Origin of the sequence: Aeromonas sp. JL9 (assembly GCF_024436075.1) — a bacterium.
Lineage (GTDB): Bacteria > Pseudomonadota > Gammaproteobacteria > Enterobacterales > Aeromonadaceae > Aeromonas > Aeromonas veronii.
On record NZ_JANFNV010000007.1, the window covers coordinates 117,769 to 141,762 of the forward strand.

Below are 23,994 nucleotides of genomic sequence, written 5' to 3' on the forward strand. Positions count from 1 at the left end.
TGGTAGAGCCAGAGCTGGCGATTATCGCAGTTGTGCTGGTCAGCGACCAGCCCCCCGGAGGCCGCTATTGCTGGCGGGAGTGAGAATGACTTTGACAAGCCAGTGCCCATTTAGCACAATCAAACGCCACTTTTTTTCCGCGGGACAATAATTTATGACAACTGAATCCCCCAGCTACTCCACGATTGAGCAAGCCTTCTCCCTCGGGAACGGGCAAGATTCTGCCCTCAACTGGTTGCGCAAGAACCGCAGTCAGGTCGCTATTTTTCTGGTGAGCGGCATCAAGCTGGAAGGCACCATCAGCGGGTTCGACCAGTACAGCGTGCTGCTGACCGATGCTCATGGTAACCAGCAGCTGGTCTACAAGGCCAAGATCTCCACCATCGCCATGCACACCGGCCGTCCGCAGGTGAATATCCAGCGTGCTCGCAAGCCACGTGTCTCCATGGCGCCGCGCCCCCACGGTGCGCCGGGTCGTTATGACGACAACCAGGGCGGCGGCAACAACGAGTAATCGTCTGCCCCGCACACCCCGTTGATGCGCCCTGCGTCAGCGGCTGACGGAACCTGCTCTCATTTTCATTCATGTCCCGTATGAGAGCCGGTTCCGGTTATCGTCCCTTGCAGGGCGATATTTTTTTCCGCACTACGCCGTTATGCCGACTGGTTGACCCTCTTTGACCATGCAGGTCTGCATACCCGCCGCTTCTCCGGCCTGTACCCCGATACCGGTATCTTCAAACACCAGACAGCCTGATGGCTCGACCCCCAGCTTGCTGGCGACCAGCAGGAAGGTGTCCGGATTGGGCTTGTGCAGCTCCACATCGTCTGCGGTGACCACCACTGAGAAGTAGCGATCTAGCCCGGTGTTGCGTAGCACCGCTTCGGCGTTGACGCGGGGCGAGCCGGTGCCGATCCCCATCGGGATGACGCCATGATAGCGCTCGACCAGCGCCTGCATGGCCGGAAAGACGGTTGCCTTGTGCAGGTTGGCCACATAGTGGGCGGTCTTGCAGCGGGTGACTTCGAGCGGATCGAGGGGGAGCTGCTGCTCCTGTGCGACCAGCAGGGCTATCTTGCGGCTCGGCATGCCACCCAGTTCATAGAACCAGTCGGCATCGAAGCGAAAGCCAAACTCACGGGCAGTATGTTCCCAGGCGGCGAGGTGCAGCGGCATGGAGTCGACCAGGGTGCCATCAAGGTCAAAGACCAGGCCTTGGAATCCGGAAAGGGTCATGGTGCGGGTCAGTCTCTGAAAAAAGGGAACCCATTCTAGCCAGTGGCTCCCCGCCTCGCCATCACCTAGCTGGTGAGAAACGCTTGCCCCCACATTTGTGACTGAAAATAGACGGGGGTGAGCTGGGCCGGATCGAGTTGATATTTGGGGGCAAGCTGCTCCAGCAGGGCCCAGTTGCCCTGTTCATAGGTGCTGACCAGCTGAAAAAGATGAAAGAGTGGCCCTTCGTGCAGTTCGATGGCGCGCTGCACGCTCTTGGGCAGGTGGGCCATCAGCGGCTCCGACAGCAGGGCGCCATCGAGCACCAGCCCCACCAGAAAGGCCCAGCTTGCCTCCGCTTTACCCAGCGCCGTGAGGGCAATCAACTCGCAGAAGCGGCCGCGGGCGATGGCCATGCGGGTGCAGGCCTCCGGCATGTGCTGGCTTACCCGGGCCAGACCGTTGATCAGTACGAACTTGCGGATCTCCTGCTCCCCCAGATAGGAGAGGGCGCGGGGCACCGAGGTGATGGGGGCGGCATGATCGAAGCCGGGGGCGTTGACGTAGGTGAGCAGCAGGCCGGGCAGCCAGGCATCCTGCTCCAGCAGGCGGGCTACCTGGGCGAAGGAGAACTCTTCGTGGCAGATGAGCTGGAGGATCTGCTGTACCAGCGCCATATCGGGCTGGTTGGCCCGCTGATTGACCAGCTCGGGACGGGCGAGAAAGCCGCCGGCAAAGAAGTCGACCCCCGCCTCCCGCAGCGGGAGAAAATCCGCCCAGGTTTCGATGTTCAGCGCCATCCGCTTGTGTTCGGTGGGCTGGCAGATCCCCTCTTCCCCCATCCAGTACACCAGCAGACGGCTTGCGCCGAGCCAGCGTGGATCCCGGTTGGCGCCGTGCACCGCCAGTCTGCGCCGACTGTCGCGCCACTGCTCCAGCACCGGGAACGAGTTGGGCTGGCGTTCACTGGAGGCTTCAACCAGCGGGATCGCGTCCTGATCCAGCAGCAGGGGACGCTGTTCATCGAGCTGTTCGTGGGTGAAGGGCACCAGATATTGGCGCCCCTGCGCCAGCAGGCGGCAATGTTGCGCCAGTGAAGGCCATTCGGCCGGTGAGCTGAGCTGATAGTCGATGCCGTAGGCCACCAGAGCCAGGCGACGATTGAAGATGGGGTAGCGACGCAACAGCATGGGATCACCGATAGGCCAGAGTGCGGGCCCTCCCTTGTGACTTGGCGTGGTAGAGCGCCTGGTCAGCCTGTTCGGTCAGGGTCTGCCATGCTCCGTCCTGGGAGGGAACCAGATAGCTAAAGCCTATGCTAACCGTAATGAAATCAGCAACCCGCGAGGCGGGATGGGGCATTTTTAAGCGGGCAAGACCATCGTGGATCCGTCTGGCCAGCTGTTCGGCCTCACCGGGTTGGGGGGCGCAGAGCAGAATGACGAACTCTTCCCCGCCGTAACGGGCGACCAGATTGGTGCAGCGCCGCTCTGCATCCCGCAGCACATGGGCCACCTGTTGCAGGCAAAGATCCCCCTTGGCATGGCCGAAGTGGTCGTTGTAGGCCTTGAACTCGTCGACGTCGATCATCAATACCGCCAGCAGGTTCTGGGTGCGCCGTGCCCACTCCCACTCCCGCTGCATGGTGATGTCCCACTGGCGCCGGTTGGCGATGCCGGTGAGGGGATCTTCCAGCGACAGCAGGGAGAGGCGGTGATTGGCCTCCTCCAGAGCCCGGTTGGTCTCGGCCAGCTGCATGGTGCGCTCGGCGACCCGGGCCTCCAGCTGGCGGTTGAGGGTTTCCAGCTGCTCTTGGGTGCGCTGGCGGATCAGCAGTTGCGACAGGATGGCGGCGTACTGTTTGAAGATCTCGCTCTGATAGGCTTTGAGCGGACGGTGCCAGAGCAGGTTGTCGGCGGCGATCCAGCCGATGGGGGTAGTGCCATCCCATAGCGATACCATGGCGTTCCAGCCACTGCCCACCTGCTGCTTCTCGTAGTAGAGAGGGGTATCTTCCATCACCAGCACGTAATCCTTGCGCCTGAGCGCCTCTTGCACCGTGGGGTGATCCGGAATGGGGCTGATGAAGTTGTGTTCATCCATCAGCTCGCCCTCCTCGCTGGTGCCCCAGGTGCCGCGCATGGTCTTGCCATCCGGTTCGATCAGGAAGATGGCGACCCGATCGAACTGCAGCTCCTTGCGGGCCAGCAGCACGGCATCCCGCAGCAGATCGTTCTCGCTGCGACTGCGGGAGAGGGTGACGCTGACCATGTGCAGCGCCTGCAACATGGTGAGGAAGGAGCCCTGCAGTGCCTGACTTTGTACCAGATCGGTCTGGGTATGGAGCCGCTGGTCCCGCTCCTGATTGACCTGGCTGGAGAGCAGGTGATTGCTGAGCTCGGCAGTCAGATAGTGGATAAGGAGCTGGATGCCCTGACGCTGGTGGGAGGAGAGGCGATCGATGCGGCGGCGGGTCTCCAGATAGATGACCCCTTCCAGTTTCATGTGACGCTTGAGAGGGAAACAGGCGCGTAACTGCGGCTGGGCGGGCTCCACATTTTCGCCGGGATCCGGCGGAGGTTGGAGTTGTTCGATCACCAGTTGTCCCTTCTCCATCGCCTTGTCGATCAGGTGGTGGGGCAGGGTCAATTGACCGAGATGGGCGAGATCAAGCGTGGTCAGCCCCTGATCGAGCTGAAAGCTGTAGAGCTGCGGTTCGGGGGCTTTCAGCCAGAGGTAGAGGCGTTCGGCATCGGTCTTTTCACGGATGGTGGCGAGGCTCACTTCGCATAACTGAGCGAAGTTGGTGAAGTGTTCCGGGTCCCATTCCTGCATACCAATATCCCTTGGATTGTACCCAAGCGAGTATAGACATATTTCTCCTTGATTAATATGTCAGAAAGGAGAGGCAGCGCACATAACGGTTGCTTTCAGCCCTGCTGGTGGAGACATTCACTGCGTTCTCTGCCAATCGTGGATAGAACTGTGTGCCATAACGGTATATATGGCAGCTTGTAGGGCGGGATGCTGGGCAAAAAAGAGCCCGCACGATGGCGGGCTCTCGGGCAGATTAGATGATTCTGCGCGGCTTATTCTGCCTTGGGGGCAGCCTCAGCGGGCGTTTCACTGCTATCGGCTGGCGCACTCTCGGTCGCCGGGGCTTCCGGTGCCGGACCCGGTACCAGATCTACCGCCGGTTTGGCGATGAGAGAGCGGGTCTCTTCCACCGCTTCGGTCAGCTTCACCTCGATGATCTGGCCGAGCTCGTAGACCACTTCGGTCTTGTCCAGATAGACGCGACCGTTGTCCCAGTTGCACTCCAGTCGATCCTTGTTGTCGAGAATATGGCGGGCAGGCAGGAAGACTACGGCGCCGTTCTCCTGCAGACGCAGCTTGAGACCGGCACGCATCACGTCGATGATCTCGGCGTTGAATACCTGATCGGTGCCAGCCGCTGCTTTCAGGTAGCGAACATAGAGCCAGTCGCCGATGTCACGCTCCACCATTCGGTGCAGGCGGCGGCAGGCGGTCAGATGCTCGGTGAGCTCCTGACTCGGGCGCTCACCCGGGGTCTTGCCGGCGATGACGGCTTTGAGCAGACGATGGTTGACCATGTCGCCGTATTTACGGATCGGGGAGGTCCAGGTGGCGTAAGCATCCAGACCCAGACCGTAATGGGCGCCCGGTTCGGAGGACATCAGCGCATAGCTCTGGAAGCGGCGGATCTTGCCATCCAGCCAGCGGGTGTCGAGGTTGTCGATCCAGCGGCGCAGGGCGCAGAAGCCGGAGAGGCTGGCGATCTCGTCGCGCTCGAACGGGGCTTCGGCACTCTTCAGCAGGTCGATGGCGCCGTCGAGGGACTCTTCGTCAAAGCCGGTGTGAACGTTGAAGATGCCGTAACCGACGCTCTTGCCCAGCACGCGACCGGCACAGATGTTGGCGGCGATCATCGACTCTTCCACCATGCGGTTGGCGATGCGGCGCGGCTCGACGTGGATGGCCAGCACTTCGCCATTCTCGCCCAGCTCGAAGTCGTAGTCGGGACGATCCGGGAATACCAGCGCATGCTCGGTTCGCCACGCGATGCGCGCCTCGGTCATTGCCTTCATCAGCGGCAGCTGGGCCAGTACGCCTGCGTCGATGGACAGCTCTTTGCCATGCTCGGCCCAGTCGGAGACGTCGTCATAGTTGAGACGGGCGTGGGAGCAGATGCGGGCGGCGAAGAACTCGGTCTCCTCCAGTAGCAGACCATCTTCGGCGATCAGCAGACGGGCGCACAGAGTGTTGCGCTCCTCGCCCTCTTTCAGGGAGCAGAGCTCGTCGGAGAGGGTGCGCGGGATCATCGGCACGTTGCGGCCCGGCATGTAGACGGTGAAGGCGCGCTGGGCGGCCTCTTTGTCCAGCTCGCTCCCTTCGGCCACATAGGCGGTCGGGTCGGCGATGGCGACCAGCAGCTCCCAGCCGTTGTCAAGCTTGGTGATGGCCAGCGCATCGTCCATATCCTTGGTCTTGGCACCGTCGATGGTGAAGAAGGGCACCTTGGTCAGGTCACGACGGGGCAGCTCTTCCTCTTCGATCACCTTCCACTCCGGCAAATCAGCCGGCTCGACCTGGGCCAGATTGTGGCGCGCCAGCACCACCCACCAGGGCACATTGTGATCTTCCTGGGCGGCGATCTTCTGGATGATCTCGGCAGAGAAGTTGCCGTCGACCAGCGCATGGCGCTTGAGGGTCGCCACCACCCAGTCACCTTCCTTGAACTCTTTCTCATCCAGGCCCTTCTTGACGCGGGCCTTGATGGCATCCTTGATCAGCGGGTGGTCGGCCACCACGTTGAGGCGGTCACGGAACATCTTGACCCGGGCCACGAAGCGAGTGACGGACTGCTCCAACAGGGTATCCGGCTCTGCCACTTCCTTCTCTTTTTCGGTGCGGATCAGGGCGGTCACCCGGTCACCGTGCATCACCTTCTTCATGTAGGGAGGCGGCACGAAATAGCTGGTCTTCTCATCGACTTCCAGAAAGCCGAAGCCCCGGTCCGAGGCGCGGATCACACCCTCTTTCTTGGGGATGTTTTCGCGGATTTGTTGCTTGAGCTGGGCCAGCAGCGGATTGTCTTGGAACATAAGTGAGGAACCTGAAGTGAAAACCTGGGTGGAGACCTGATGAAGGATCGCCCAGCACTATACGTTTTTAGCCCTGCAAAGCCAAGGTGAATGGCCTGCTCAGCGTGGTTTCAACTGCGATCTGGCATGGTCGATAAGGCGTTGGGAGAGCTGCTTGTGAATCCCTTTTTCCAGTACCCAGCGGTGCCAGTAGAGGCGTTCCGTCAGGACGTGGTCGGGACTGAGGTTGAGTAGTGACCCGTCAGCCAGCTGGCCTCTTATCTGCAATTCGGGAATGAGGCAGTAGGCCAACCCCTGTTCGGCCATGGCGACGAAGGCCTCTGACGAGTGGACCGTATGGCAGGGATAACCGCCGGGCTCCAGCCCGAAGTGTTCTCTCATAAAGCTCACATGCATGTCATCGCGCTGATCGAACGCCACCGCTGGTGCCTTGGCCAGCGCCTCCCGGGTCAGACCGTGAGGGAAGTGGCAGGCTACGAAGGCGGGGCTGGCGGTAAGCAGATAGTTCATCTCACCGAGCTCATCAACGCAGCAACCCGCCAGCGGCTGGGGATGCAGGCTGACTGCACCAAAGGCCTGACCCTCGCGGACCTTGTCGAGGGTGCGGCTCTCGTCATCGACCAGCAGGTTGAGTTCGATGGGGTGCTGTTTCAACAAGGGGGCAATGGCGGGCAAAAACCAGGTGGCCAGGCTGTCGGCGTTGACGGCGATACTGATCCGGATTGGCTCCTGCGGTTGGTCGGGGGTCAGCTCCCCCGCCAGTTCGAGCTCGAGCTGGTGTACCTGCCGATAGTGGGCCAGCAGTTTTTGGCCGAGTGGCGTGGCCTGCAGCGGTTGGCTGCGAATGAGTAGCGGCTCGGCAAACTGCTGCTCCAGCTGCTTGATCCGCTGGGAGATGGCCGACTGGGTGATATGGAGCGACTTGGCCGCCCGATCGAAGTTCTGCTCCTGCAGTACCGCATCCAGCGCCCGCAGCAGTTTGTAGTCCAGCTCTTTCATCTTCTCTCCCTTCCGTTGCCCAAGGGCTGACTCTACGTCACTCGGCAGGGGACAACAATGGGCGGCGGAAGGGGCGTTGCGCTGTGATTTTTGACAGTAGTGGTCAGGCCATTGAGGGAGGATACTCTCTGGTGCCGCATGGGGTAGCCCTGCGCAGATCGTAGCGACATCTTTATCCCGGGTCTGTTTTCCCGGGATTTTTTATGAGTGAACTGCCAGCACCGGTGACGGTTGCTGCAGTGGATAATGGCTGGTTTGATAATGGCCCAGCAGAGGTTGGGAGACCGCCTGCGCGAAGCGCTCATCCAGATGGAAGCGGATGCCTACGCCCCTTACCGCCCCCAGATCGACCGCCTGACGATGACCGAGCCGCTCGATGGGCAGGCCAAGTCGGCGGAAGATGCGCTCCACCGGCAGGCTGACGACGGCGACCAGCTCCCGGATCCCGTGGGCATGGGCGAAGGCATAGACCTCGCGGAAGATGACGCAAGTGAGTTCGCTGACGCCATTGCTCATGCGCGGTGCGCGCTGGGCATCTATAGCCAGACGGGTGAGTTCCCAGACATCGGGGGTGCGTGGCGCGCTTTCACCGGCAAGGGCGGTGGGGAAGATGGTGGGCAGCATATAGGCATCGGCACAGTTGAGCAGACGAATACAGCCACACAGCCCTTGTTCGTCCTCGATCAGCACCCAATGGGTGTCTGGCGTGTCGAAGCTGTCACGCTCCAGGCCCCGATGAGACTCGATATCCCAGCCGAGCCGGTCGGAAAAGACGCGATTTCGAAAGCGATAGAGTTCATTCTCCACCTCGTTTCGTGGATGTTCTCTCAATTTTCCTTTAAAAACCAACATTATGGACCCTCTATCTTGCTATTCGCCGTTATAATCACATGTCTGGCCAAGGGGGCTTTCATATGAACAGAGACCAACTGCTTGAGTACCTCGAACATTTCACTTCGGTGACGGACGGCAATCGTCTGGCCGAACTGATCGGTCGCTTTACGCTCGGGATGGGCTATGACTACTATCGCTTCGCCCTGATCCTGCCGATGTCGATGCAAAGGCCCAAGGTGGTGCTGTTCAACCAGTGCCCCGATTCCTGGGTGCAGGCCTATACCGAAAACAACATGCTGGCGTGCGATCCGGTGATCCGGCTGGCACGCAAGCAGACGCTGCCCATTTACTGGAACCGCCTCGATGAGCGGGCCAGTTTTCTGCAGGAAGGAACCATGGACGTGATGGGGTTGGCAGCCGAGTTCGGGTTGCGTAACGGCATCTCCTTCCCTCTGCACGGTGCTGCCGGGGAGAACGGTATTCTCTCCTTCATCACCTCCGAGCGGGCCTCGAGCGACCTGCTGCTGGAGTCCTCGCCGATCCTCTCCTGGATGTCCAATTACATCTTCGAGGCTGCCATTCGGGTGGTGCGTTTCAGCATGATGGACAGTGCGGGTAAAGACCCCTTGACCGAGCGCGAGACCGAGTGCCTGTTCTGGGCCAGCGAAGGGAAGACCTCTAGCGAGATCGCCTGCATCCTCGGGATCACGGAGCGCACGGTCAATTACCATCTCAATCAGGTCACCCGCAAAACCGGCTCCATGAACCGCTATCAGGCCATTGCCAAAGGGGTTAGTACGGGGCTTTTGCTACCCAATTTGGAGCAAGTTGTGGTTACCAACTTCCCCAGATTGCTGCAGTAGGCTGAGCCCGCAGGCACAACAGATTCTCCTGCCGCACTCTGAGGGTCACAATTGTCAGATCCGGTAATTGACAAGGGCTGGAACAGCGGCTGGGTATGCCGGTTTTTATTAGCAAAATGAATCAATAAGTAAATCAATGAATTTCTAGGAAGGAACTACCATCGCTATAGTGCCGCTCATTCATCATTTCGAACGGTACTCTCCATGATGTTCGCAACGACACTGCAAGGCTTCACCATCGGTCTGGCCATGATCATCCCTATCGGCGCCCAGAATGCCTTTGTGCTGAGCCGGGGCATCCATCGCAATCACCATCTGTTGACGGCCACGCTCTGCAGCCTCTGCGATCTCACCCTGATTGCTATCGGCGTATTTGGCGGGGCCAATGTGCTGGCCACCAGCCCCCTCGGCATGGCGCTGCTCACCTGGGGGGGCGTGCTGTTTCTCGGCTGGTTTGGTGGCCGTTCCCTGCTCAGTGCCTGGCGTGGTAAAGGGGAGGGGCTTGCCGAGTCTGCTCAGCAGATGGGTGCCAAAAGCGTGCTGGCGATGACGCTGGGAGTTACGCTGCTCAATCCTCACGTCTATCTCGATACATTGATGCTGCTCGGCTCCCTTGGCCGTCAGGTGAGCGAGTCCCTGCGTCCGGCTTTTGCTGCGGGGGCCATGCTGGCCTCGTTGGTGTGGTTCTACTCGCTGGCGCTGGGTGCTGTGGCACTGGCGCCCTGGTTGGCCCGAGGCCGGGTGCAGCAGGGGATCGATCTGCTGGTTGGCATCATCATGCTGAGCCTGGCTATTCAACTGGCCATAGGACGTTGAGGAAGTTAAGGCGGCAGGAATGAGCGACCGGTAACAAAAAGATGCCACTCACATGAGTGGCATCTTTGCTATTGACAGGGTTCAGACCCTGAACTGGGAGAGCAGGCGCTGCTGCAGCAGGCTAGCCTGATGGAGCGAGGAGGCGAGTTGCAGACACTCCTGCGCCTCCTGTTCTCCGGTTCTGGCTTGCAGACTGATGCCGGAGACCTTGTCAGAGGAGTGGCTCAGGGTGTGTGACAGTTGACCTGTGGCTACGGCGACCTGCTGCACCATGTCGGCCAGCTGGTCGATGGCGCCTTCCACCTTGAACAGGATCTGCTTGGTGTTCTCGGAGTCCTGCATGCCGGACTCCACCGTCTTGAGGTTGCGTTGCATCATCAGATAGGCGGTCTCGGTCTGCTGCTGGATGCTGCTGATCACCTGGCTGATCTCGGCGCTTGATGTCGCGGTGCGATTGGCCAGGGTGCGCACCTCGTCCGCGACCACCGCAAAGCCACGCCCCATCTCCCCTGCGCGGGCCGCTTCGATGGCCGCATTGAGGGCAAGCAGGTTGGTCTGCTCCGAGATACCGCTGATGGTGGAGATGATCTGGCCAATTTGACCCGCCTGCTCCTTGAGGGAGTTGATGGCGATGGCACACTCGCTCACCTCTTGTACCACCCGTTGCATGCCCGCGCTGGCGGAGGCGACATACTGGCTACTCTCGGTGGTCAGCTGGCGCACCTCATTGGCATTGTGGGCCGCCATGCTGCAGTTGTCCGAGATACCGGTGGCGACCTGCACCATCTGTTCACTGTCGTGGTGCAGGGCCAGCGCATGTTCGGCGGTCTGGCGGCTGCTCTGGCTGATTGCCTCCACCCGGTTGACCGAGGTGTGAACGTGTTCGCTGATGTGCTGGTTGTTGTCCATGGTGGAGCTGATCATCTTCTGCAATTTCTCGATGAAACGATCCACGCTGTTGGCCAGCGAGCCTATCTCGTCATCCCGTTGCAGGTTGATGCGGGCGTTGAGATCTCCCTCGCCGGCGGCGATATCCTGCATTCGTTTGTCCACTTGCAGCAGCGGGGTTACCAGTTTGCGGGTCAGCCAGAAGCCGCAGAGGGTGACCATGACCAGGCTCAGCAGCAGGCCACCCAACAGCAGGGTGCGGGTCTGGCTAATGATGCCGTTGAGCTGGGCCACCTGATCCTCGACGGTGGCATCGCCGCTCTCCTCGATGGCAACCAGCTGTTGTCGCAGATCATCCGCACTGACCTCATAGGCGGACTGCTGGGCCTGATAGCTGCCGAGCGCATCGACCCACTGTCCCATCAGTTGTTGATGCCGGGTTAACAGGGCGCGATACTCTGCCGACAGTGTTTTGCCGGCAAATTCGCCGGTTCCCTCGATATCGAACAGCCCAGTGCCGAGCATGCTGTCGATTGCTTCGTGGTAGAACTCGGTCGCTTCTTTCAGCTCGGCCTTGATCGCCTCTGTGACTCCTTGTCTGCGCATCTTCTCCAGCGCATAGAGCTGGCGTAAAAAGCCGATGTTGGACTCCATCCCCCCGTCGGCCGCTTCCCAGCGAGTGGAGAGGCCGCTGTTCCAGCTGATGGTCTGGTCGGGGGATTGGGTCAGCGCCTCGACCGCGCCGTCGCCGATCACCTCCAGCTGGGTCGAGAGGCGGGCCATCAGATCGGCGTTGTGATGCAGTGCCTGATCCACCTCTGTATACGCGTGATAGAGCGCCAGCAGCTTCTCTTGTTGCTGTTGATAGTCCTGCTTGTGCTGTTCCATGGTGGCAAGGGCTGCACCATCAATGAGCTGCCCCTGGTTGACCCGGGCCAGCGCGTCATCGGTCGCCGCCTTGGCAGCATCAAGTTCGGCGCGATTGAGCGGGGTACCGTTTTGCATCTTCTGAATCTGTAGCTGTTGGTTGCCCAGCTCTATGGAGCCCTCCATGGCGCCATCGGCGGTCTGCCAGGCGGCGCCTAGTACGTAGGAGAGCAGATTGGCTAGCCGCTGGCTGCCATACCAGCCAACGACCCCCATGCCAAGCGTACAGCCGAGCAATATGGCAAGACCCAGATTGGAGGTGGTAACAATTTTCATGTGATGGCCTTCCTTGGTATCGACATTGGCACCAGTTTCGGTTCCGAACGGGTTTAGTGTAGTGGTTTATCCCCTCGCTCGGGGGCCGGTGCGGCGCTGAAACATCCCATGCACTGGCTGCACCCGATCAAGCATGGTGGAAAATGGGATAAAAAGCCTCTCTGACCACAAGGGTGTTGCTGCCCTATGCTGGATACTTATCCAGTTATTCTTTATGCTATGAGCCAATTTACGAATAGTTGTATTGGTGAGGAGAGAGCCGTGATTGGTCGCTTGAGAGGCATTGTCATTGAAAAGCAGCCCCCCGAGGTCCTGCTGGAAGTGGGCGGGGTTGGCTATGAGGTACAGATGCCGATGAGCTGCTTCTATGATTTGCCGGAGATCGGCAAGGAAGCGACCATCCATACTCACTTCGTGGTGCGGGAAGATGCCCAGCTGCTCTATGGTTTCAACCACAAACAGGAGCGGGCGCTGTTCCGCGAGCTGATCAAGACCAACGGGGTCGGCCCCAAGCTAGCGCTGGCTATTCTCTCCGGCATGACAGCTACCCAGTTTGTGCTGAGTGTCGAACGTGAAGAGATAAGCTCTTTGGTCAAACTGCCGGGAGTCGGCAAGAAGACCGCCGAGCGTCTGGTGGTGGAGATGAAGGATCGCCTCAAGGGGTGGGTCAGTCACGACCTCTTCTCCCCGGCCATGGTCACCTTGCCAGCCAGTGAACCAGAATTGCGGGCACCTGATGTGACCGAGGAAGCGGCCAGTGCGCTGGTGGCCCTAGGTTACAAGCCGCAGCAGGCGAGCCAGATTGTCAGCAAGATCGCCAAAGAGGGGATGTCGGTGGAAGATATCATCCGTGAATCCCTGCGTAGCCTGGTATGAGGTAGTTGATGATTGAAGCAGACCGCCTCATTTCGGCCAGTGCCGCCCGTGAGGATGATATTATTGACCGGGCTATCCGCCCCAAGAAGCTGGCTGATTACACCGGTCAGGATACCGTCTGCGAGCAGATGGAGATCTTTATCGAAGCGGCCCGTCAGCGGGGTGAAGCGCTCGATCACCTGCTGATCTTCGGCCCGCCGGGTCTGGGCAAGACTACCCTCGCCAACATCGTCGCCAACGAGATGGGGGTCAATATCAAGACCACCTCCGGCCCGGTGCTGGAGAAAGCGGGGGATCTGGCGGCGCTGCTCACCAACCTCGAACCGAACGATGTGCTGTTCATCGATGAAATCCATCGCCTCAGCCCGGTGGTGGAAGAGGTGCTCTATCCGGCGATGGAGGATTACCAGCTCGACATCATGATCGGGGAGGGACCCGCAGCTCGCTCCATCAAGCTGGATCTGCCTCCCTTCACCCTGATTGGCGCCACCACTCGGGCCGGTTCACTGACCAGCCCGCTGCGGGATCGCTTCGGTATCGTCCAGCGGCTGGAGTTCTACAACGTCAAGGACCTGACCGATATCGTCTCCCGCAGCGCCCGTTGTCTGGGGCTCGACATGACGGAAGATGGTGCCATTGAGGTCGCCCGTCGCTCTCGCGGCACGCCGCGGATTGCTAACCGTTTGTTAAGGCGGGTGCGCGACTTTGCCCAGGTGAAATCCGATGGCCGGATCGACGGCCCCATTGCTGCTCGCGCCATGGACATGCTTGATGTCGATAACGAAGGTTTTGACTTCATGGACCGCAAGCTATTGTTGGCTGTCATAGACAAGTTTATGGGGGGCCCGGTGGGTCTCGATAATCTGGCCGCCGCGATCGGGGAAGAGAAAGATACTATCGAAGATGTGCTGGAGCCTTATCTGATCCAGCAAGGGTATCTGCAACGTACACCCAGAGGACGGATTGCGACCACACGAGCCTACGCTCATTTCGGTCTTCAGCGACCAGATGAGAAGTAAAAACAGTCGTTTGAACATGAAACCGCCGTCAAAGGCGGTTTTTTATTATCCGGGCAAAAAAAAGCCCACGGCGGATGCGGTGGGCAAAGACAATTCAGGATGGATGTTCACAGACAGTGAGTGCGTCTGGACACAGACCGGAAAATAAACAGGTGAGCCGTCGCGAGCTCTCAGAGTCGGTTCAGTTGATAGAGCTGAACAAAGGAAAGCTTGTAGTAACGGATGGTTTTAGCAACAAACTTTTTCATCTTCGATTCCAATAGACAGGTTCAAATTGATCGTCGAATACGTACCGTGAACCCGGATTAACCGGCCTGTATCCAAGGGTATGCCCTCACTGCGAGGCGCATTGTAGGAGTTCGAATCGACCCCGGCAAACAAGAAAAATTGCACTCTTCAAATTAGTTTATCTAATGTCTTTATTGATGAAATTGGCTCGCATGAGTATGCATTCTTTGCAATTTTAAATTGAGTTTTCGAATCAGATTGCCTGACTCGGATAACATGGAAAAAGGCGCGTCATTCACGCTTTTCAAATTAAACCGAGTGGCGGGATGTTAAATTCTTAAATTGATTTAAATCAATGTTTTACGCTTTATCGTGTTTTGTGATCTGGCTCGCGTCAATAATCGTGAAATAGATTAAAAATGCCTTTCAAAGCCATGTATGGCGGGTCCTTTTACATTGATTTCAATCAAATAAAGGTGATATAAAAACCCGGTCATCATGGGCGAGAATAAATTTAGGCTGATTGTTTTGGAATTGTTAAACATTAGCTTTATTTGCGTTCTCGTATTGCCTTGTTGTTAATGCCAGTGGTTACTGAACGCGTTTTGTTGTGACATGTCCCAATAAGGCTCATTCGATAACCTCCAACGGAAGCTTTGTGCTTAAAACTTAAAATAGCCGTGCCAATAATCGGTGAGGAAACATCATGATTGCTGAGCATGTGGTAGACCTATCGCGGTTCCAGTTCGCTGCGACGGCCCTTTATCACTTTTTGTTTGTACCCCTGACGCTGGGAATGGCCTTTCTCCTGGCGATCATGGAATCCGTCTATGTGATGACCAACAACACCATCTACCGGGACATGACCAAATTCTGGGGTAAGTTGTTTGGTATCAACTTTGCCTTGGGGGTCACCACAGGTCTGGCCATGGAGTTCCAGTTCGGGACGAACTGGGCTTACTACTCCCATTATGTCGGCGATATCTTCGGGGCCCCGCTGGCTATCGAAGGGCTGATGGCTTTCTTTTTGGAGTCCACCTTCGTCGGTATGTTCTTCTTTGGTTGGGATCGTCTGAGCAAGCATCAGCATCTGGCTGCCACCTGGTTGATGGCGCTGGGTACCAACCTCTCCGCCCTCTGGATCCTGGTCGCCAACGGCTGGATGCAGAACCCGGTCGGTGCCGAGTTCAACTTCGAATCCATGCGGATGGAGATGATGAGCTTCGCTGACGTGGTGCTCAACCCGGTTGCTCAGGTCAAGTTCGTCCACACTGTGGCGGCTGGTTATACTTGTGGCGCCATGTTTGTGCTGGGTATCTCCTCCTACTACCTGCTGAAGAATCGTGATGTGGCGTTTGCCCGTCGCTCCTTCGCTATTGCCGCCGCGTTCGGTATGGCTTCCATCGTGTCCGTGCTGATCCTCGGTGACGAATCCGGTTACGAGACCGGTGAAGTGCAGAAGGTGAAATTGGCCGCTATCGAAGCCGAGTGGGAAACTGAACCTGCTCCGGCCGCCTTTACCCTGTTCGGTATTCCGAATCAGGAAGAGATGCGCACCGACTACGCCATCAAGATCCCCTATGCACTGGGCATTATCGCGACCCGTTCTCTGGACGGTCAGGTCACCGGTCTGAAGGATCTGAAGAGCGAGCACGAACTGCGCGTTCGTAACGGTATGACCGCTTACGACCTGCTGACCAAGCTGCAATCCGGTGACAAGTCTGACGAGACCCGCGCTCGCTTCGACGAAGTGAAGCAGGATCTGGGCTACGGTCTGCTGCTCAAGCGCTACACCAGCAACGTGACCGATGCTACCGACGAGCAGATCAAGGCCGCCGTGGATGACTCCATCCCGCAGGTTCTGCCGCTGTTCTTCGCCTTCCGCATCATGGTTGCCGTCGGCATGCTGATGCTGGTGCTGATTGGTATGGCCTTCTATGACAGTGCCCGCCACCAGATCGGCAAGCGCAAGTGGCTGCTCAAGGGTCTGCTGTGGGGTATCCCGCTGCCGTGGATCGCCATCGAAGCAGGCTGGTTTGTGGCTGAATATGGTCGCCAACCCTGGACCATTGCAGAGGTGTTGCCGACTTCCCTCTCTGCATCCAATTTGCCTGCAGCCGAGATCTGGTTCTCTCTGATCGGTATCTGCCTGTTCTATACCGTACTTCTGGTTATCGAGATGTACCTGATGTTCAAGTATGCCCGTCTTGGCCCCAGCAGCCTGAAGACTGGCAAGTATCACTTTGAACAGATCAAGGCATAAGGAGAGCGACCATGTTTGATTACGAAACTCTGCGTGTCATCTGGTGGGCTCTGGTCGGCGTACTGCTGATCGGTTTTGCCATCACTGACGGCTTCGACATGGGGGTAGGCGCACTGCTCCCGTTCGTCGGCAAGAAAGATGTCGAGCGCCGCGTGATGCTCAACACCATGGGGCCGCACTGGGAAGGTAACCAGGTGTGGCTGGTCACTGCCGGTGGTGCCTTGTTCGCCGCCTGGCCGATGGTGTATGCCGCGACCTTCTCCGGCTTCTACATCGCGATGATCCTGACGCTGATGGCGCTGTTCCTGCGTCCGGTCGGTTTCAAGTACCGCTCCCTGCGTGCTGATGCCAAATGGCGCAGCAACTGGGACTGGGCCTTGTTCGCCGGTAGCGCCGTACCGCCCATCGTCTTTGGCGTGGCCTTTGGCAACCTGCTGCAAGGCGTTCCGTTCGAGTTTAACCAGTTCATGATGTTGACCTATCACGGCAACTTCTTTGGTCTGCTTAACCCGTTCGGCATTCTGGCTGGTCTGGTGAGCCTGTTCATGCTGCTCACCCAGGGCGCAACCTGGTTGATGATGAAGACCGACGGTGAAGTGCTGGCGCGTTCCCGCACTGCCGCCATGATCTGCTCACTGCTGACTCTGGTGCTGTTTGCTGCCGCGGGTTGGTGGGTAAGCGGTATGGAAGGCTATGTCATCGTCAAGGCTGCCGCGACTGACGCAGTATCCAACCCGATGAACAAGGAAGTTGTCCTGCAGGCTGGTGCCTGGATGAACAACTACACCCTCTATCCGTGGATGGTGGCCGCCCCTGTACTGGGTCTGGCCATGAGCCTGCTGACTGCGCTGTTTGCCCGCATGAACATCGGCTGGCTGGCGTTTACCAGCTCCTCGCTGGCGATTGCCGGGGTCATCCTCACTGCCGGTTTCTCCATGTTCCCGTTCGTGATGCCCTCAAGCCTTGAGCCGTCACTGAGCCTGACCATGTGGGATGCTACCGCCTCTTTCAACACCTTGCAGGTGATGACTGTGGCTGCAGCGATCTTCGTACCGATTGTGCTGGGTTACACCATCTGGACTTACATCAAGATGTTTGGCCGGGTAACCAACAAGCACATCGAAGATAACCAACAATCTCTCTATTAAGAGGTGCGCTGATAATGTGGTATTTCACCTGGATCCTGGGGCTGTTGCTAGCCTGTGCATTTGGCATCATCAATGCGCTGTGGCTGGAACACACCGAGAACATGGATCGTCAGATCGATGAAAACAAGTGATCGACTCGCCAGGCTGGCCGCTCCACTGGAGCGGCAGCCGTGGCAGGGGTTGATGTTACTCGCGGCGGCCTTGTTGGCCGTCGCTATTTTACAGGCCCCCAATCTGATCGCGGCCAACACCAGCGAGCATGGTCTCTGGCTTGCTCCCTGGCTGATGTGGGCCGTCTGTTGTGGCGTACTTAACGGGCTTGGCTTTCATCTGAAAAGCCTGCCTGGACGTGTGCTGTTCAACCCCTGGCTCGCCTGGCCCAGTTTGTTGTATGGCCTCTGGCTGACACATTCATATTTCCTTTCATAAAAAACTGGGGGAGGCAGGATTTCCCTGTCTCCCCCTGCTTCTTTCCTATTCAGCCCTGCGCTATGATAGCCCCCCATCTGACTGTCGAATGGATCACAGATTGTTATGGGGGAAGTCTTTGAGTTTCCGGTGCGTGTCTACTACGAAGACACCGACGCCGGGGGCATCGTCTACAACGCCAATTATCTCAAGTTTATGGAACGCGCTCGCACCGAGTTTCTTCGTGCCAAAGGGGTCGAACAGGACGTCTGGCTGCAGGAGGGATATGCCTTCGTGGTGAGCCGAACTGAGATCGATTTCCGCTCGGCGGCCCGTTTTAATGAACTATTGAATGTATTAACGCAAGTGATTGAAGTGAAACGCGCATCCCTGCGCTTTTCGCAGCAGATCCTGGCGGCTGATGGACGACTGATCACCCAGGCCATGGTACAGATAGCCTGTGTCAGTCATCCGCAAATGAAACCTGTAGCTATACCTGAAAAAATCAAGGGAGTGCTGTTAAGTGCACGCTGAAATTTCGTTTATTGGCCTGTTTTGGCAAGCCAGCCTGTTGGTAAAACTGGTCATGATGACCCTGATGAGCATGTCTATTGTCTCGTGGGCGCTGATTATCCAGCGTTCAAAGGCGATCAAGGCGGCCAATCTCGCATCGGAACAGTTTGAAGATCGCTTCTGGTCAGGGGTCGATCTCAATCGCCTCTATCAGGAGTCCTCTTCCCGCCGCGATGATATCGAAGGCATGGAAGATATCTTCTACTCCGGCTTCAAGGAGTATGCCCGCTTGCTCAAGGCCGGTGCCCGTGGTCAGGATGCGGTGATGGATGGTACCTACCGCGCCATGCGCGTCTCCCTCTCCCGCGCGGTGGATGATCTGGAATCCAACCTGCCGGTGCTGGCGACCATCGGCTCCATCAGCCCCTATATCGGTCTGTTCGGTACCGTATGGGGGATCATGAACGCCTTTATCGCCCTGGGTCAGGTGCAGCAGGCCACCCTGCAGATGGTGGCACCGGGTATCGCGGAAGCGCTGATCGCGACCGCCATGGGTCTGTTTGCCGCTATCCCGGCGGTTATCTTCTACAACCGCTTCTCCAACAAGGTCGAGCGGCTGGAGAACGCCTACGCCAACTTCATGGACGAGTTCACCACCATTCTGAACCGTCAAATTGCACAGCAGCAGGGTGATCAGTAATGCAAACCTATCAGCGGATCCGGCGCAAGAAGGTGGCCGAGATCAACGTGGTTCCTTATATCGACGTCATGCTGGTGCTGCTTATCATCTTTATGGCGGTCACGCCGGTGATCACGCAAGGGGTCAAGGTGGATCTGCCACAGGCTGAGTCCGAGCAGTTGCCGGAAGATGCCAAGCCGCCCTTCATCGTCAGCGTCAATACCGAAGGTGAGTATGTCATCAAGGCTGGCGAAGCCGATGACGAGCCGGTGCCAAGCGGAACGCCAGAGGCGATGCAGCAATACATCACCGAAAAAGCCATGGGCTATCTGGCGATCAACCAGAATGCCCCCGTGGTGGTCGCGGGTGACAAGGCCGTGCGCTACGAAGAGGTGATCCTGTTGATGGTGGCCCTCAAGAATGCGGGTGTGCCTCAGGTTGGCCTGATGACAGATCCGGTGAACTAACGGAGATGGATGTGAAGCGTGGTATTTCCGGTTATCTCATCGCGTCGTTTCTGCTGCACCTGATCATCGGCATCATCCTGTTTGTCGGGCTTGATTTCAGCAAACCGAAACGACCCGAATCGAAGGGGCAGATCGTCAATGCCGTCATGCTCGATGAGAACTTCCTCAACGAACAGGCCAAGCAGATCCAGCAGCAGAAATCTCAGCCCAAGCCTCAAAAGGTAGAGAAAGAGAAGGATAAGGAAGACACGGATCTCGCCAAGCGTGAGCTGGCTCAGAAACAGGAGCAGCTTCGCATCGCCGAGACCAAGCGCAAGCAGGCCGAAGAGGCGACTCGCAAGGCCGAGGCCGAGAAGCAGAAGAAGGTGGCCGAGCAGAAGCAGGCGGAAGAGAAGGCCCAAAAAGCCGAGGAAGCCCGCAAGCTGGAAGAGCAGAAGGCCAAGAAGGCCGAAGCCGAGCGTAAAGCGGCGGAAGCCGAGAGCAAGGCGTTGGCGCTGAAGAAGAAAAAGGAACAAGAGAAGAAAGAGGCCGAAGAGAAGGCCAAAGCGGCAGAAGCCAAGGCCAAGAAAGCGGAAGCTGACAAGAAGGCCAAAGCTGAAGCCGAGAAGAAAGCCAAGGCAGAAGCAGAGAAAAAAGCCAAAGCCGAGGCTGAGAAGAAGGCCAAGGAAGAGGCTGAGAAAAAGGCAAAAGCTGACGCAGAGAAGAAAGCCAAGGCAGAGGCCGAAAAGCAGGCCAAGATCGCGGCTGAGCGCAAGCGTAAAGCCGCCGAGCAGGCCAAGCTGCAAAAAGAGATGGAAGAGATGATGCAGCAGCAGCTGTCGGCTGAGGCCAATGCTCGCAGTCAGGCGGCATCGGCAGCAGCCCAGGGCGAAGTCGACAAATATGCGGCGCTCATCAAGGCCACTGTTGAGCGGTATATGATTTTGGATCCCACCATGCGGGGCAAAACATGTACTATCGGCGTACGTCTTGCGAGCAGTGGCTTTGTCATATCGGTAGATAACGGCCAGGGTGACCCGGCGGTTTGTCGTTCCGGTAAGGCGGCTGTTCTGAAAGCCAATCAACTGCCTGTGCCCAAGGATCCTGCGGCATTCGAGATGTTGAAGGAATTTAACCTGAAGTTAGAACCGAGTATCTAAGCGTGATAAAACGAGGTTGCTTGCCTCCGGTTGGCAACCTCTCGCCGAGAAAGGAATTTAACCTCTCATCTATATTGGAACCGAGTATTTAAGCCATGATCAGAAAAGTATTTTTTGCTTTGGTTGGCTGTTTGTTGCTGGGCCAGAGTGCCCAGGCGGCCCTGGACATCGTCATCACCGGCGGTATTGATAGCGCACGCCCCATCGCCGTTGCTCCCTTCAAGTGGGAAGGTAACGGGCAGTTGCCGCAGGACATCGCGGAAGTGGTCTCCAACGACCTGATGCGCAGCGGCAAGTTCAAGCCGCTGGCCCGTGGCCAGATGCCGCAGACCCCGAGCAGCAGCAGCGAGATCAACTTCGCTCCCTGGGCCTCCCAAGGGGTTGAAGCCGTGGTGGTGGGTTCCATTTCGGCAGTCGGTGACGGCACCTACAAGGTCAACTTCGAGCTGGTCGATGTGCTGAAAGGCCAGCTGGCCAAGGCACAAGGTGGCGAGAGCAACGGTTACATCCTGGATAGCCGCATGGCGACCATCCCGGGTGCCCAGATGCGCCAGTTTGCCCACCGTATCTCCGACATCGTCTATGAGCGTCTGACTGGCGAGCGCGGTGCCTTCCTGACCCGTCTGGCTTATGTCTCCGTACAGCAGGGTACCCAGTTCCCGTATCAGCTGCGTATTTCTGATTACGACGGTTACAACGAGAAGACCCTGCTGCGCTCCCGCGAGCCGTTGATGTCTCCGGCCTGGTCGCCGGATGGCAGCAAGCTGGCTTACGTGAGCTTCGAGAACCAGAAGTCCGAAATCTACGTGCAAGATATCTACACCCAGCAGCGCAGCCTGATCACCAGTTTCCGCGGTATCAACGGGGCGCCGGAGTGGTCTCCGGATGGTCGTCGTCTGGCTATCGTTCTCTCCAAAGACGGTTCACCGAACCTCTATGTGGTTGATGTCGCTAGCAAGCAGCTGACCCGCGTCACAACCAGCCGTGTGATCGACACTGAACCCTCCTGGATGCCGGACGGGCAAAATTTGTTGTTCACCTCTGAACGTGGTGGCAAACCCCAGATTTATAGCGTAAATTTGGCGACTGGTATGACTCGCCGGATGACTTGGGAAGGTGAATCCAACCAGGGTGCATCCATCACTCCTGATGGCAAAATCATGGTGATGGTGACCCGTGTTCAGGGACAGTATCGTATTGCCCGTCAGGACATGGAAAACAATGCCCTGTTGGTCCTTACCCAGAGTGCTCTGGATGAGTCGCCAAGTGTGGCTCCCAATGGCAGCATGATCATTTATGCCACCATCTATCAGGGTCGTAAGAGTCTCGCGTTGGTGTCGACTGATGGTCGCTTCAAGGCTGTGCTTCCGACCAGTAGCGGTGAAATTCGTGCACCAGCTTGGTCGCCCTTCTTGAATTGATAAAAATCCAATTGTTTTTTGTTTTGTTATAAAGGTTTAAGGAAATAGCATGCAACTCAATAAACTGCTCAAGGGTTTGGCCATCGCACTGCCACTGTTCACCCTGGCCGCTTGTAGTTCTTCTTCTGATTCCGACGCCGCTGGCGCTGAATCAGGTATGACCGACGGCATGGGCGGTGTACAAACCGGCGGCGCCAACGGCATGTTGTCCCCGGAAGAGCAGATGCGTCAGAAGTTCGAAGCACTGCAGCGTGACAACGTGATCTACTTCCCGTTCGACGGTTACGATATCCAGGGTCAGTACGCTGATCTGCTGGATGCCCACGCCAGCTACCTGCGCGAGCGCCCGAGCGTGAAAGTCCTGATCGAAGGTCACGCCGATGAGCGCGGTACTCCGGAGTACAACATCGCCCTGGGCGAGCGTCGTGCCAAGGCTGTTGCCAAGTATCTGCAAACCCTGGGTGTGCAGGCCGAGCAGCTCTCCATCGTCAGCTATGGCGAAGAGAAGCCGCTGGATCTGTCCCACACCGAGGATGCCTTTGCCAAAAACCGCCGCGCGGTTCTGGTTTACTAAGGTTTGAACCGAACGAAGTTCGTTTATATGCAAGCGGCCATTTCGATGGCCGTTTTATTTGCACTAAACGCCAAGGTTTGATCCGAATGAAATCTGCATATGCGAGCGACGATGGCGCTGGCCGTTTTATCTGTACTAAACGCTAAGGTTTGATCCGAATGAAATCTGTGTACAAGCAAGCTGTCGTTGCGCTGGCCGTAATGGTTGCTCTGAATGCGCAAGCTGCGGCACCGGTCAGCGATCTGGGCGGTGACTCAAGTGGTGGGGTTGTCCTTAGCGGCAACAATGGCGCCATCGTGCCCACCGGTAGCCTGGAAGATCGGGTTGCCCTGCTGGAGCGCACCCTCAATGCCCGTCTGCGACTGCAAGCTGAATTGCAGCAGCAGGTCGACTCCCTGCAAGGGGAGGTCTCCGAGCTGCGTGGTCAGCTGGAGCAGCAGACCTACCAGATGGAACAGTCGCAAGAGCGCCAGCGTCAGCTCTACCAGGAGCTCGACAAGGTTGCCAGCAGCCAGCAGGCTGCTCCAGCCGCCCCGGCCCCTGCTGCTGCCACACCGGCTGCCGCCGCCAATTACTCAACCAATCAGGATGAGAATCAGGCCTACGACGCAGCAGTCAACATGGTGCTCAAAGAGAAGAACTATGACAAAGCCATTCCGGCTTTCCAGGGCTTTATCAAGCAGTACCCCAATTCGGGCTATGTTCCCAATGCACACTACTGGCTCGGCCAGTTGCTGTTCAACAAGGGTGACAGAGCCGGTGCCTCGGCCCAGTTCTCGACCGTGGCCAACAAATACAGCAAATCCCCCAAGCGAGCCGATGCGCTGCTGAAGCTGGGTATGCTGGCGCAGCTGGATGGCAAGAAGGCGGAAGCCAAATCCTTCTATGAGCAGGTGATCAAGGGCTATCCCAACACCTCGCCGGCCCAGTTGGCCAAACAGAGTCTGGCCAAGCTGTAACATTGCTGTATGTCACTGTTTTCGTAACGCTACTGTAAAAACAGCCTGCATTTGTACGCACAGTGAGCAAACGGATTTAAATTACGAATTTTCTGTTGCACCGGAAATTTAAATCCGTAATATAGGCCGCCGTCAGAGCCGAAGCAGTAATGCAGTCGGAACTGGTCGTGGTGAGGGTCGTTAGCTCAGTCGGTAGAGCAGTTGACTTTTAATCAATTGGTCGCTGGTTCGAATCCAGCACGACCCACCATTTTCTCCACTCGGTGGAGACAGAATTCCCAGGTCGTTTAGCTCAGCTGGGAGAGCACCTCCCTTACAAGGAGGGGGTCACTGGTTCGATCCCAGTAACGACCAC

23 protein-coding genes and 2 tRNA genes are annotated in these 23,994 nt (G+C 57.7%); 18 read left to right on the forward strand and 7 right to left on the reverse strand.

The window, feature by feature from the left end:
* The first annotated feature begins 154 nt into the window (after positions 1-154).
* On the forward strand, positions 155-514 hold the full coding sequence (gene hfq, locus NOM06_RS07860; protein WP_005335772.1) for an RNA chaperone Hfq: 360 nt from the start codon (positions 155-157) through the stop codon (positions 512-514).
* Positions 515-646: 132 nt separating this feature from the next.
* On the opposite strand, the gene NOM06_RS07865 is transcribed toward hfq, so the two are convergent.
* The 6 genes from NOM06_RS07865 to NOM06_RS07890 all read right to left on the reverse strand — a co-directional run bounded on the left by NOM06_RS07865 (position 647) and on the right by NOM06_RS07890 (position 8,193).
* A complete protein-coding gene (locus tag NOM06_RS07865) occupies positions 647-1,237 on the reverse strand; it encodes an HAD family phosphatase (protein ID WP_064341665.1) in 591 nt (196 codons plus the stop codon).
* 65 nt (positions 1,238-1,302) lie between these two features.
* A complete protein-coding gene (locus NOM06_RS07870) occupies positions 1,303-2,406 on the reverse strand; it encodes an EAL and HDOD domain-containing protein (RefSeq protein ID WP_255910949.1) in 1,104 nt (367 codons plus the stop codon).
* Between the two features lie 4 nt (positions 2,407-2,410).
* Complete coding sequence (locus NOM06_RS07875; protein ID WP_255910951.1) at positions 2,411-4,051, reverse strand: GGDEF domain-containing protein; 1,641 nt, start codon at positions 4,049-4,051, stop codon at positions 2,411-2,413.
* A gap of 254 nt (positions 4,052-4,305) precedes the next feature.
* Positions 4,306-6,342 (reverse strand): exoribonuclease II, encoded by a 2,037-nt coding sequence (locus tag NOM06_RS07880; RefSeq protein WP_255910953.1) that lies wholly within the window; start codon positions 6,340-6,342, stop codon positions 4,306-4,308.
* Positions 6,343-6,441: 99 nt separating this feature from the next.
* Positions 6,442-7,341, reverse strand: coding sequence for a LysR family transcriptional regulator ArgP (locus tag NOM06_RS07885; protein WP_255910955.1), 900 nt, complete (start codon positions 7,339-7,341; stop codon positions 6,442-6,444).
* A gap of 201 nt (positions 7,342-7,542) precedes the next feature.
* Positions 7,543-8,193 carry an acyl-homoserine-lactone synthase gene (locus NOM06_RS07890; protein WP_255910957.1) on the reverse strand — a complete coding sequence of 217 codons (651 nt, stop codon included), beginning with the start codon at positions 8,191-8,193 and terminating at the stop codon, positions 7,543-7,545.
* Positions 8,194-8,255: 62 nt separating this feature from the next.
* On the opposite strand from NOM06_RS07890, the gene NOM06_RS07895 reads away from it, so the two are divergent.
* Together NOM06_RS07895 and lysE are read left to right on the forward strand one after the other, a co-directional pair.
* Positions 8,256-9,038, forward strand: coding sequence for a LuxR family transcriptional regulator (locus NOM06_RS07895; RefSeq protein ID WP_005335753.1), 783 nt, complete (start codon positions 8,256-8,258; stop codon positions 9,036-9,038).
* A gap of 207 nt (positions 9,039-9,245) precedes the next feature.
* Entirely contained in the window at positions 9,246-9,854 is a 609-nt protein-coding gene (lysE, locus tag NOM06_RS07900; protein ID WP_255911001.1) for an L-lysine exporter, read from the forward strand.
* An 81-nt stretch (positions 9,855-9,935) separates the two neighbouring features.
* Here lysE and NOM06_RS07905 read toward each other — a convergent pair whose 3' ends face one another.
* Positions 9,936-11,945 carry a methyl-accepting chemotaxis protein gene (locus tag NOM06_RS07905; RefSeq protein WP_255910959.1) on the reverse strand — a complete coding sequence of 670 codons (2,010 nt, stop codon included), beginning with the start codon at positions 11,943-11,945 and terminating at the stop codon, positions 9,936-9,938.
* A 261-nt stretch (positions 11,946-12,206) separates the two neighbouring features.
* Between NOM06_RS07905 and ruvA the strand changes: the two genes are divergently transcribed.
* The 15 genes from ruvA to NOM06_RS07980 all read left to right on the forward strand — a co-directional run bounded on the left by ruvA (position 12,207) and on the right by NOM06_RS07980 (position 23,993).
* Positions 12,207-12,821, forward strand: a complete 615-nt coding sequence (ruvA, locus tag NOM06_RS07910) for a Holliday junction branch migration protein RuvA (RefSeq protein WP_005335746.1) — start codon at positions 12,207-12,209, stop codon at positions 12,819-12,821.
* 8 nt (positions 12,822-12,829) lie between these two features.
* On the forward strand, positions 12,830-13,840 hold the full coding sequence (ruvB, locus tag NOM06_RS07915) for a Holliday junction branch migration DNA helicase RuvB (protein WP_005335744.1): 1,011 nt from the start codon (positions 12,830-12,832) through the stop codon (positions 13,838-13,840).
* Positions 13,841-14,774: 934 nt separating this feature from the next.
* Positions 14,775-16,331: a cytochrome ubiquinol oxidase subunit I gene (locus NOM06_RS07920; RefSeq protein ID WP_005335743.1), complete on the forward strand. Its 1,557-nt coding sequence runs from the start codon at positions 14,775-14,777 to the stop codon at positions 16,329-16,331.
* Positions 16,332-16,342: 11 nt separating this feature from the next.
* Positions 16,343-17,479, forward strand: a complete 1,137-nt coding sequence (cydB, locus tag NOM06_RS07925; RefSeq protein ID WP_005335741.1) for a cytochrome d ubiquinol oxidase subunit II — start codon at positions 16,343-16,345, stop codon at positions 17,477-17,479.
* A 14-nt stretch (positions 17,480-17,493) separates the two neighbouring features.
* Positions 17,494-17,610 (forward strand): cytochrome bd-I oxidase subunit CydX, encoded by a 117-nt coding sequence (cydX, locus tag NOM06_RS07930; protein ID WP_005304933.1) that lies wholly within the window; start codon positions 17,494-17,496, stop codon positions 17,608-17,610.
* Positions 17,597-17,908: a cyd operon YbgE family protein gene (locus tag NOM06_RS07935; protein WP_041202810.1), complete on the forward strand. Its 312-nt coding sequence runs from the start codon at positions 17,597-17,599 to the stop codon at positions 17,906-17,908. The genes cydX and NOM06_RS07935 overlap by 14 nt, the downstream gene beginning before the upstream one ends.
* Positions 17,909-18,013: 105 nt before the next feature.
* Entirely contained in the window at positions 18,014-18,421 is a 408-nt protein-coding gene (ybgC, locus tag NOM06_RS07940) for a tol-pal system-associated acyl-CoA thioesterase (RefSeq protein WP_005335737.1), read from the forward strand.
* Between the two features lies 1 nt (position 18,422).
* On the forward strand, positions 18,423-19,100 hold the full coding sequence (gene tolQ, locus NOM06_RS07945) for a protein TolQ (protein WP_213324849.1): 678 nt from the start codon (positions 18,423-18,425) through the stop codon (positions 19,098-19,100).
* Positions 19,100-19,546 carry a protein TolR gene (gene tolR / locus NOM06_RS07950; protein ID WP_005335733.1) on the forward strand — a complete coding sequence of 149 codons (447 nt, stop codon included), beginning with the start codon at positions 19,100-19,102 and terminating at the stop codon, positions 19,544-19,546. The genes tolQ and tolR overlap by 1 nt, the downstream gene beginning before the upstream one ends.
* A 5-nt stretch (positions 19,547-19,551) precedes the next feature.
* On the forward strand, positions 19,552-20,685 hold the full coding sequence (gene tolA, locus NOM06_RS07955) for a cell envelope integrity protein TolA (protein WP_013723471.1): 1,134 nt from the start codon (positions 19,552-19,554) through the stop codon (positions 20,683-20,685).
* A 95-nt stretch (positions 20,686-20,780) separates the two neighbouring features.
* Positions 20,781-22,106 (forward strand): Tol-Pal system beta propeller repeat protein TolB, encoded by a 1,326-nt coding sequence (gene tolB / locus NOM06_RS07960; RefSeq protein ID WP_005335728.1) that lies wholly within the window; start codon positions 20,781-20,783, stop codon positions 22,104-22,106.
* Positions 22,107-22,155: 49 nt separating this feature from the next.
* The gene (gene pal / locus NOM06_RS07965) at positions 22,156-22,680 is read left to right on the forward strand and encodes a peptidoglycan-associated lipoprotein Pal (RefSeq protein WP_005313284.1); all 525 of its coding nucleotides are present in this window, start codon (positions 22,156-22,158) and stop codon (positions 22,678-22,680) included.
* Positions 22,681-22,838: 158 nt separating this feature from the next.
* Positions 22,839-23,639, forward strand: coding sequence for a tol-pal system protein YbgF (gene ybgF / locus NOM06_RS07970; RefSeq protein WP_064339412.1), 801 nt, complete (start codon positions 22,839-22,841; stop codon positions 23,637-23,639).
* A gap of 174 nt (positions 23,640-23,813) precedes the next feature.
* Positions 23,814-23,889, forward strand: a tRNA-Lys gene (locus tag NOM06_RS07975).
* A gap of 31 nt (positions 23,890-23,920) precedes the next feature.
* Positions 23,921-23,993: transfer RNA gene (locus tag NOM06_RS07980), tRNA-Val, on the forward strand.
* Position 23,994 lies beyond the last annotated feature (1 nt).

What these genes read in the sequence shown, in the direction of transcription:
- NOM06_RS07905 (WP_255910959.1), bottom strand. Translation starts at nt 11,945, where the DNA reads ATGAAAATTGTTACCACCTCCAATCTGGGTCTTGCCATATTGCTCGGC.
- ruvB (WP_005335744.1), top strand. Translation starts at nt 12,830, where the DNA reads ATGATTGAAGCAGACCGCCTCATTTCGGCCAGTGCCGCCCGTGAGGAT.
- NOM06_RS07885 (WP_255910955.1), bottom strand. Translation starts at nt 7,341, where the DNA reads ATGAAAGAGCTGGACTACAAACTGCTGCGGGCGCTGGATGCGGTACTG.
- hfq (WP_005335772.1), top strand. Translation starts at nt 155, where the DNA reads ATGACAACTGAATCCCCCAGCTACTCCACGATTGAGCAAGCCTTCTCC.
- NOM06_RS07865 (WP_064341665.1), bottom strand. Translation starts at nt 1,237, where the DNA reads ATGACCCTTTCCGGATTCCAAGGCCTGGTCTTTGACCTTGATGGCACC.
- NOM06_RS07920 (WP_005335743.1), top strand. Translation starts at nt 14,775, where the DNA reads ATGATTGCTGAGCATGTGGTAGACCTATCGCGGTTCCAGTTCGCTGCG.
- tolA (WP_013723471.1), top strand. Translation starts at nt 19,552, where the DNA reads ATGGATGTGAAGCGTGGTATTTCCGGTTATCTCATCGCGTCGTTTCTG.
- NOM06_RS07880 (WP_255910953.1), bottom strand. Translation starts at nt 6,342, where the DNA reads ATGTTCCAAGACAATCCGCTGCTGGCCCAGCTCAAGCAACAAATCCGC.
- pal (WP_005313284.1), top strand. Translation starts at nt 22,156, where the DNA reads ATGCAACTCAATAAACTGCTCAAGGGTTTGGCCATCGCACTGCCACTG.
- NOM06_RS07890 (WP_255910957.1), bottom strand. Translation starts at nt 8,193, where the DNA reads ATGTTGGTTTTTAAAGGAAAATTGAGAGAACATCCACGAAACGAGGTG.
- cydB (WP_005335741.1), top strand. Translation starts at nt 16,343, where the DNA reads ATGTTTGATTACGAAACTCTGCGTGTCATCTGGTGGGCTCTGGTCGGC.
- NOM06_RS07875 (WP_255910951.1), bottom strand. Translation starts at nt 4,051, where the DNA reads ATGCAGGAATGGGACCCGGAACACTTCACCAACTTCGCTCAGTTATGC.
- NOM06_RS07870 (WP_255910949.1), bottom strand. Translation starts at nt 2,406, where the DNA reads ATGCTGTTGCGTCGCTACCCCATCTTCAATCGTCGCCTGGCTCTGGTG.
- cydX (WP_005304933.1), top strand. Translation starts at nt 17,494, where the DNA reads ATGTGGTATTTCACCTGGATCCTGGGGCTGTTGCTAGCCTGTGCATTT.
- ybgC (WP_005335737.1), top strand. Translation starts at nt 18,014, where the DNA reads ATGGGGGAAGTCTTTGAGTTTCCGGTGCGTGTCTACTACGAAGACACC.
- NOM06_RS07895 (WP_005335753.1), top strand. Translation starts at nt 8,256, where the DNA reads ATGAACAGAGACCAACTGCTTGAGTACCTCGAACATTTCACTTCGGTG.
- tolB (WP_005335728.1), top strand. Translation starts at nt 20,781, where the DNA reads ATGATCAGAAAAGTATTTTTTGCTTTGGTTGGCTGTTTGTTGCTGGGC.
- ybgF (WP_064339412.1), top strand. Translation starts at nt 22,839, where the DNA reads ATGAAATCTGTGTACAAGCAAGCTGTCGTTGCGCTGGCCGTAATGGTT.
- NOM06_RS07935 (WP_041202810.1), top strand. Translation starts at nt 17,597, where the DNA reads ATGAAAACAAGTGATCGACTCGCCAGGCTGGCCGCTCCACTGGAGCGG.
- lysE (WP_255911001.1), top strand. Translation starts at nt 9,246, where the DNA reads ATGTTCGCAACGACACTGCAAGGCTTCACCATCGGTCTGGCCATGATC.
- tolR (WP_005335733.1), top strand. Translation starts at nt 19,100, where the DNA reads ATGCAAACCTATCAGCGGATCCGGCGCAAGAAGGTGGCCGAGATCAAC.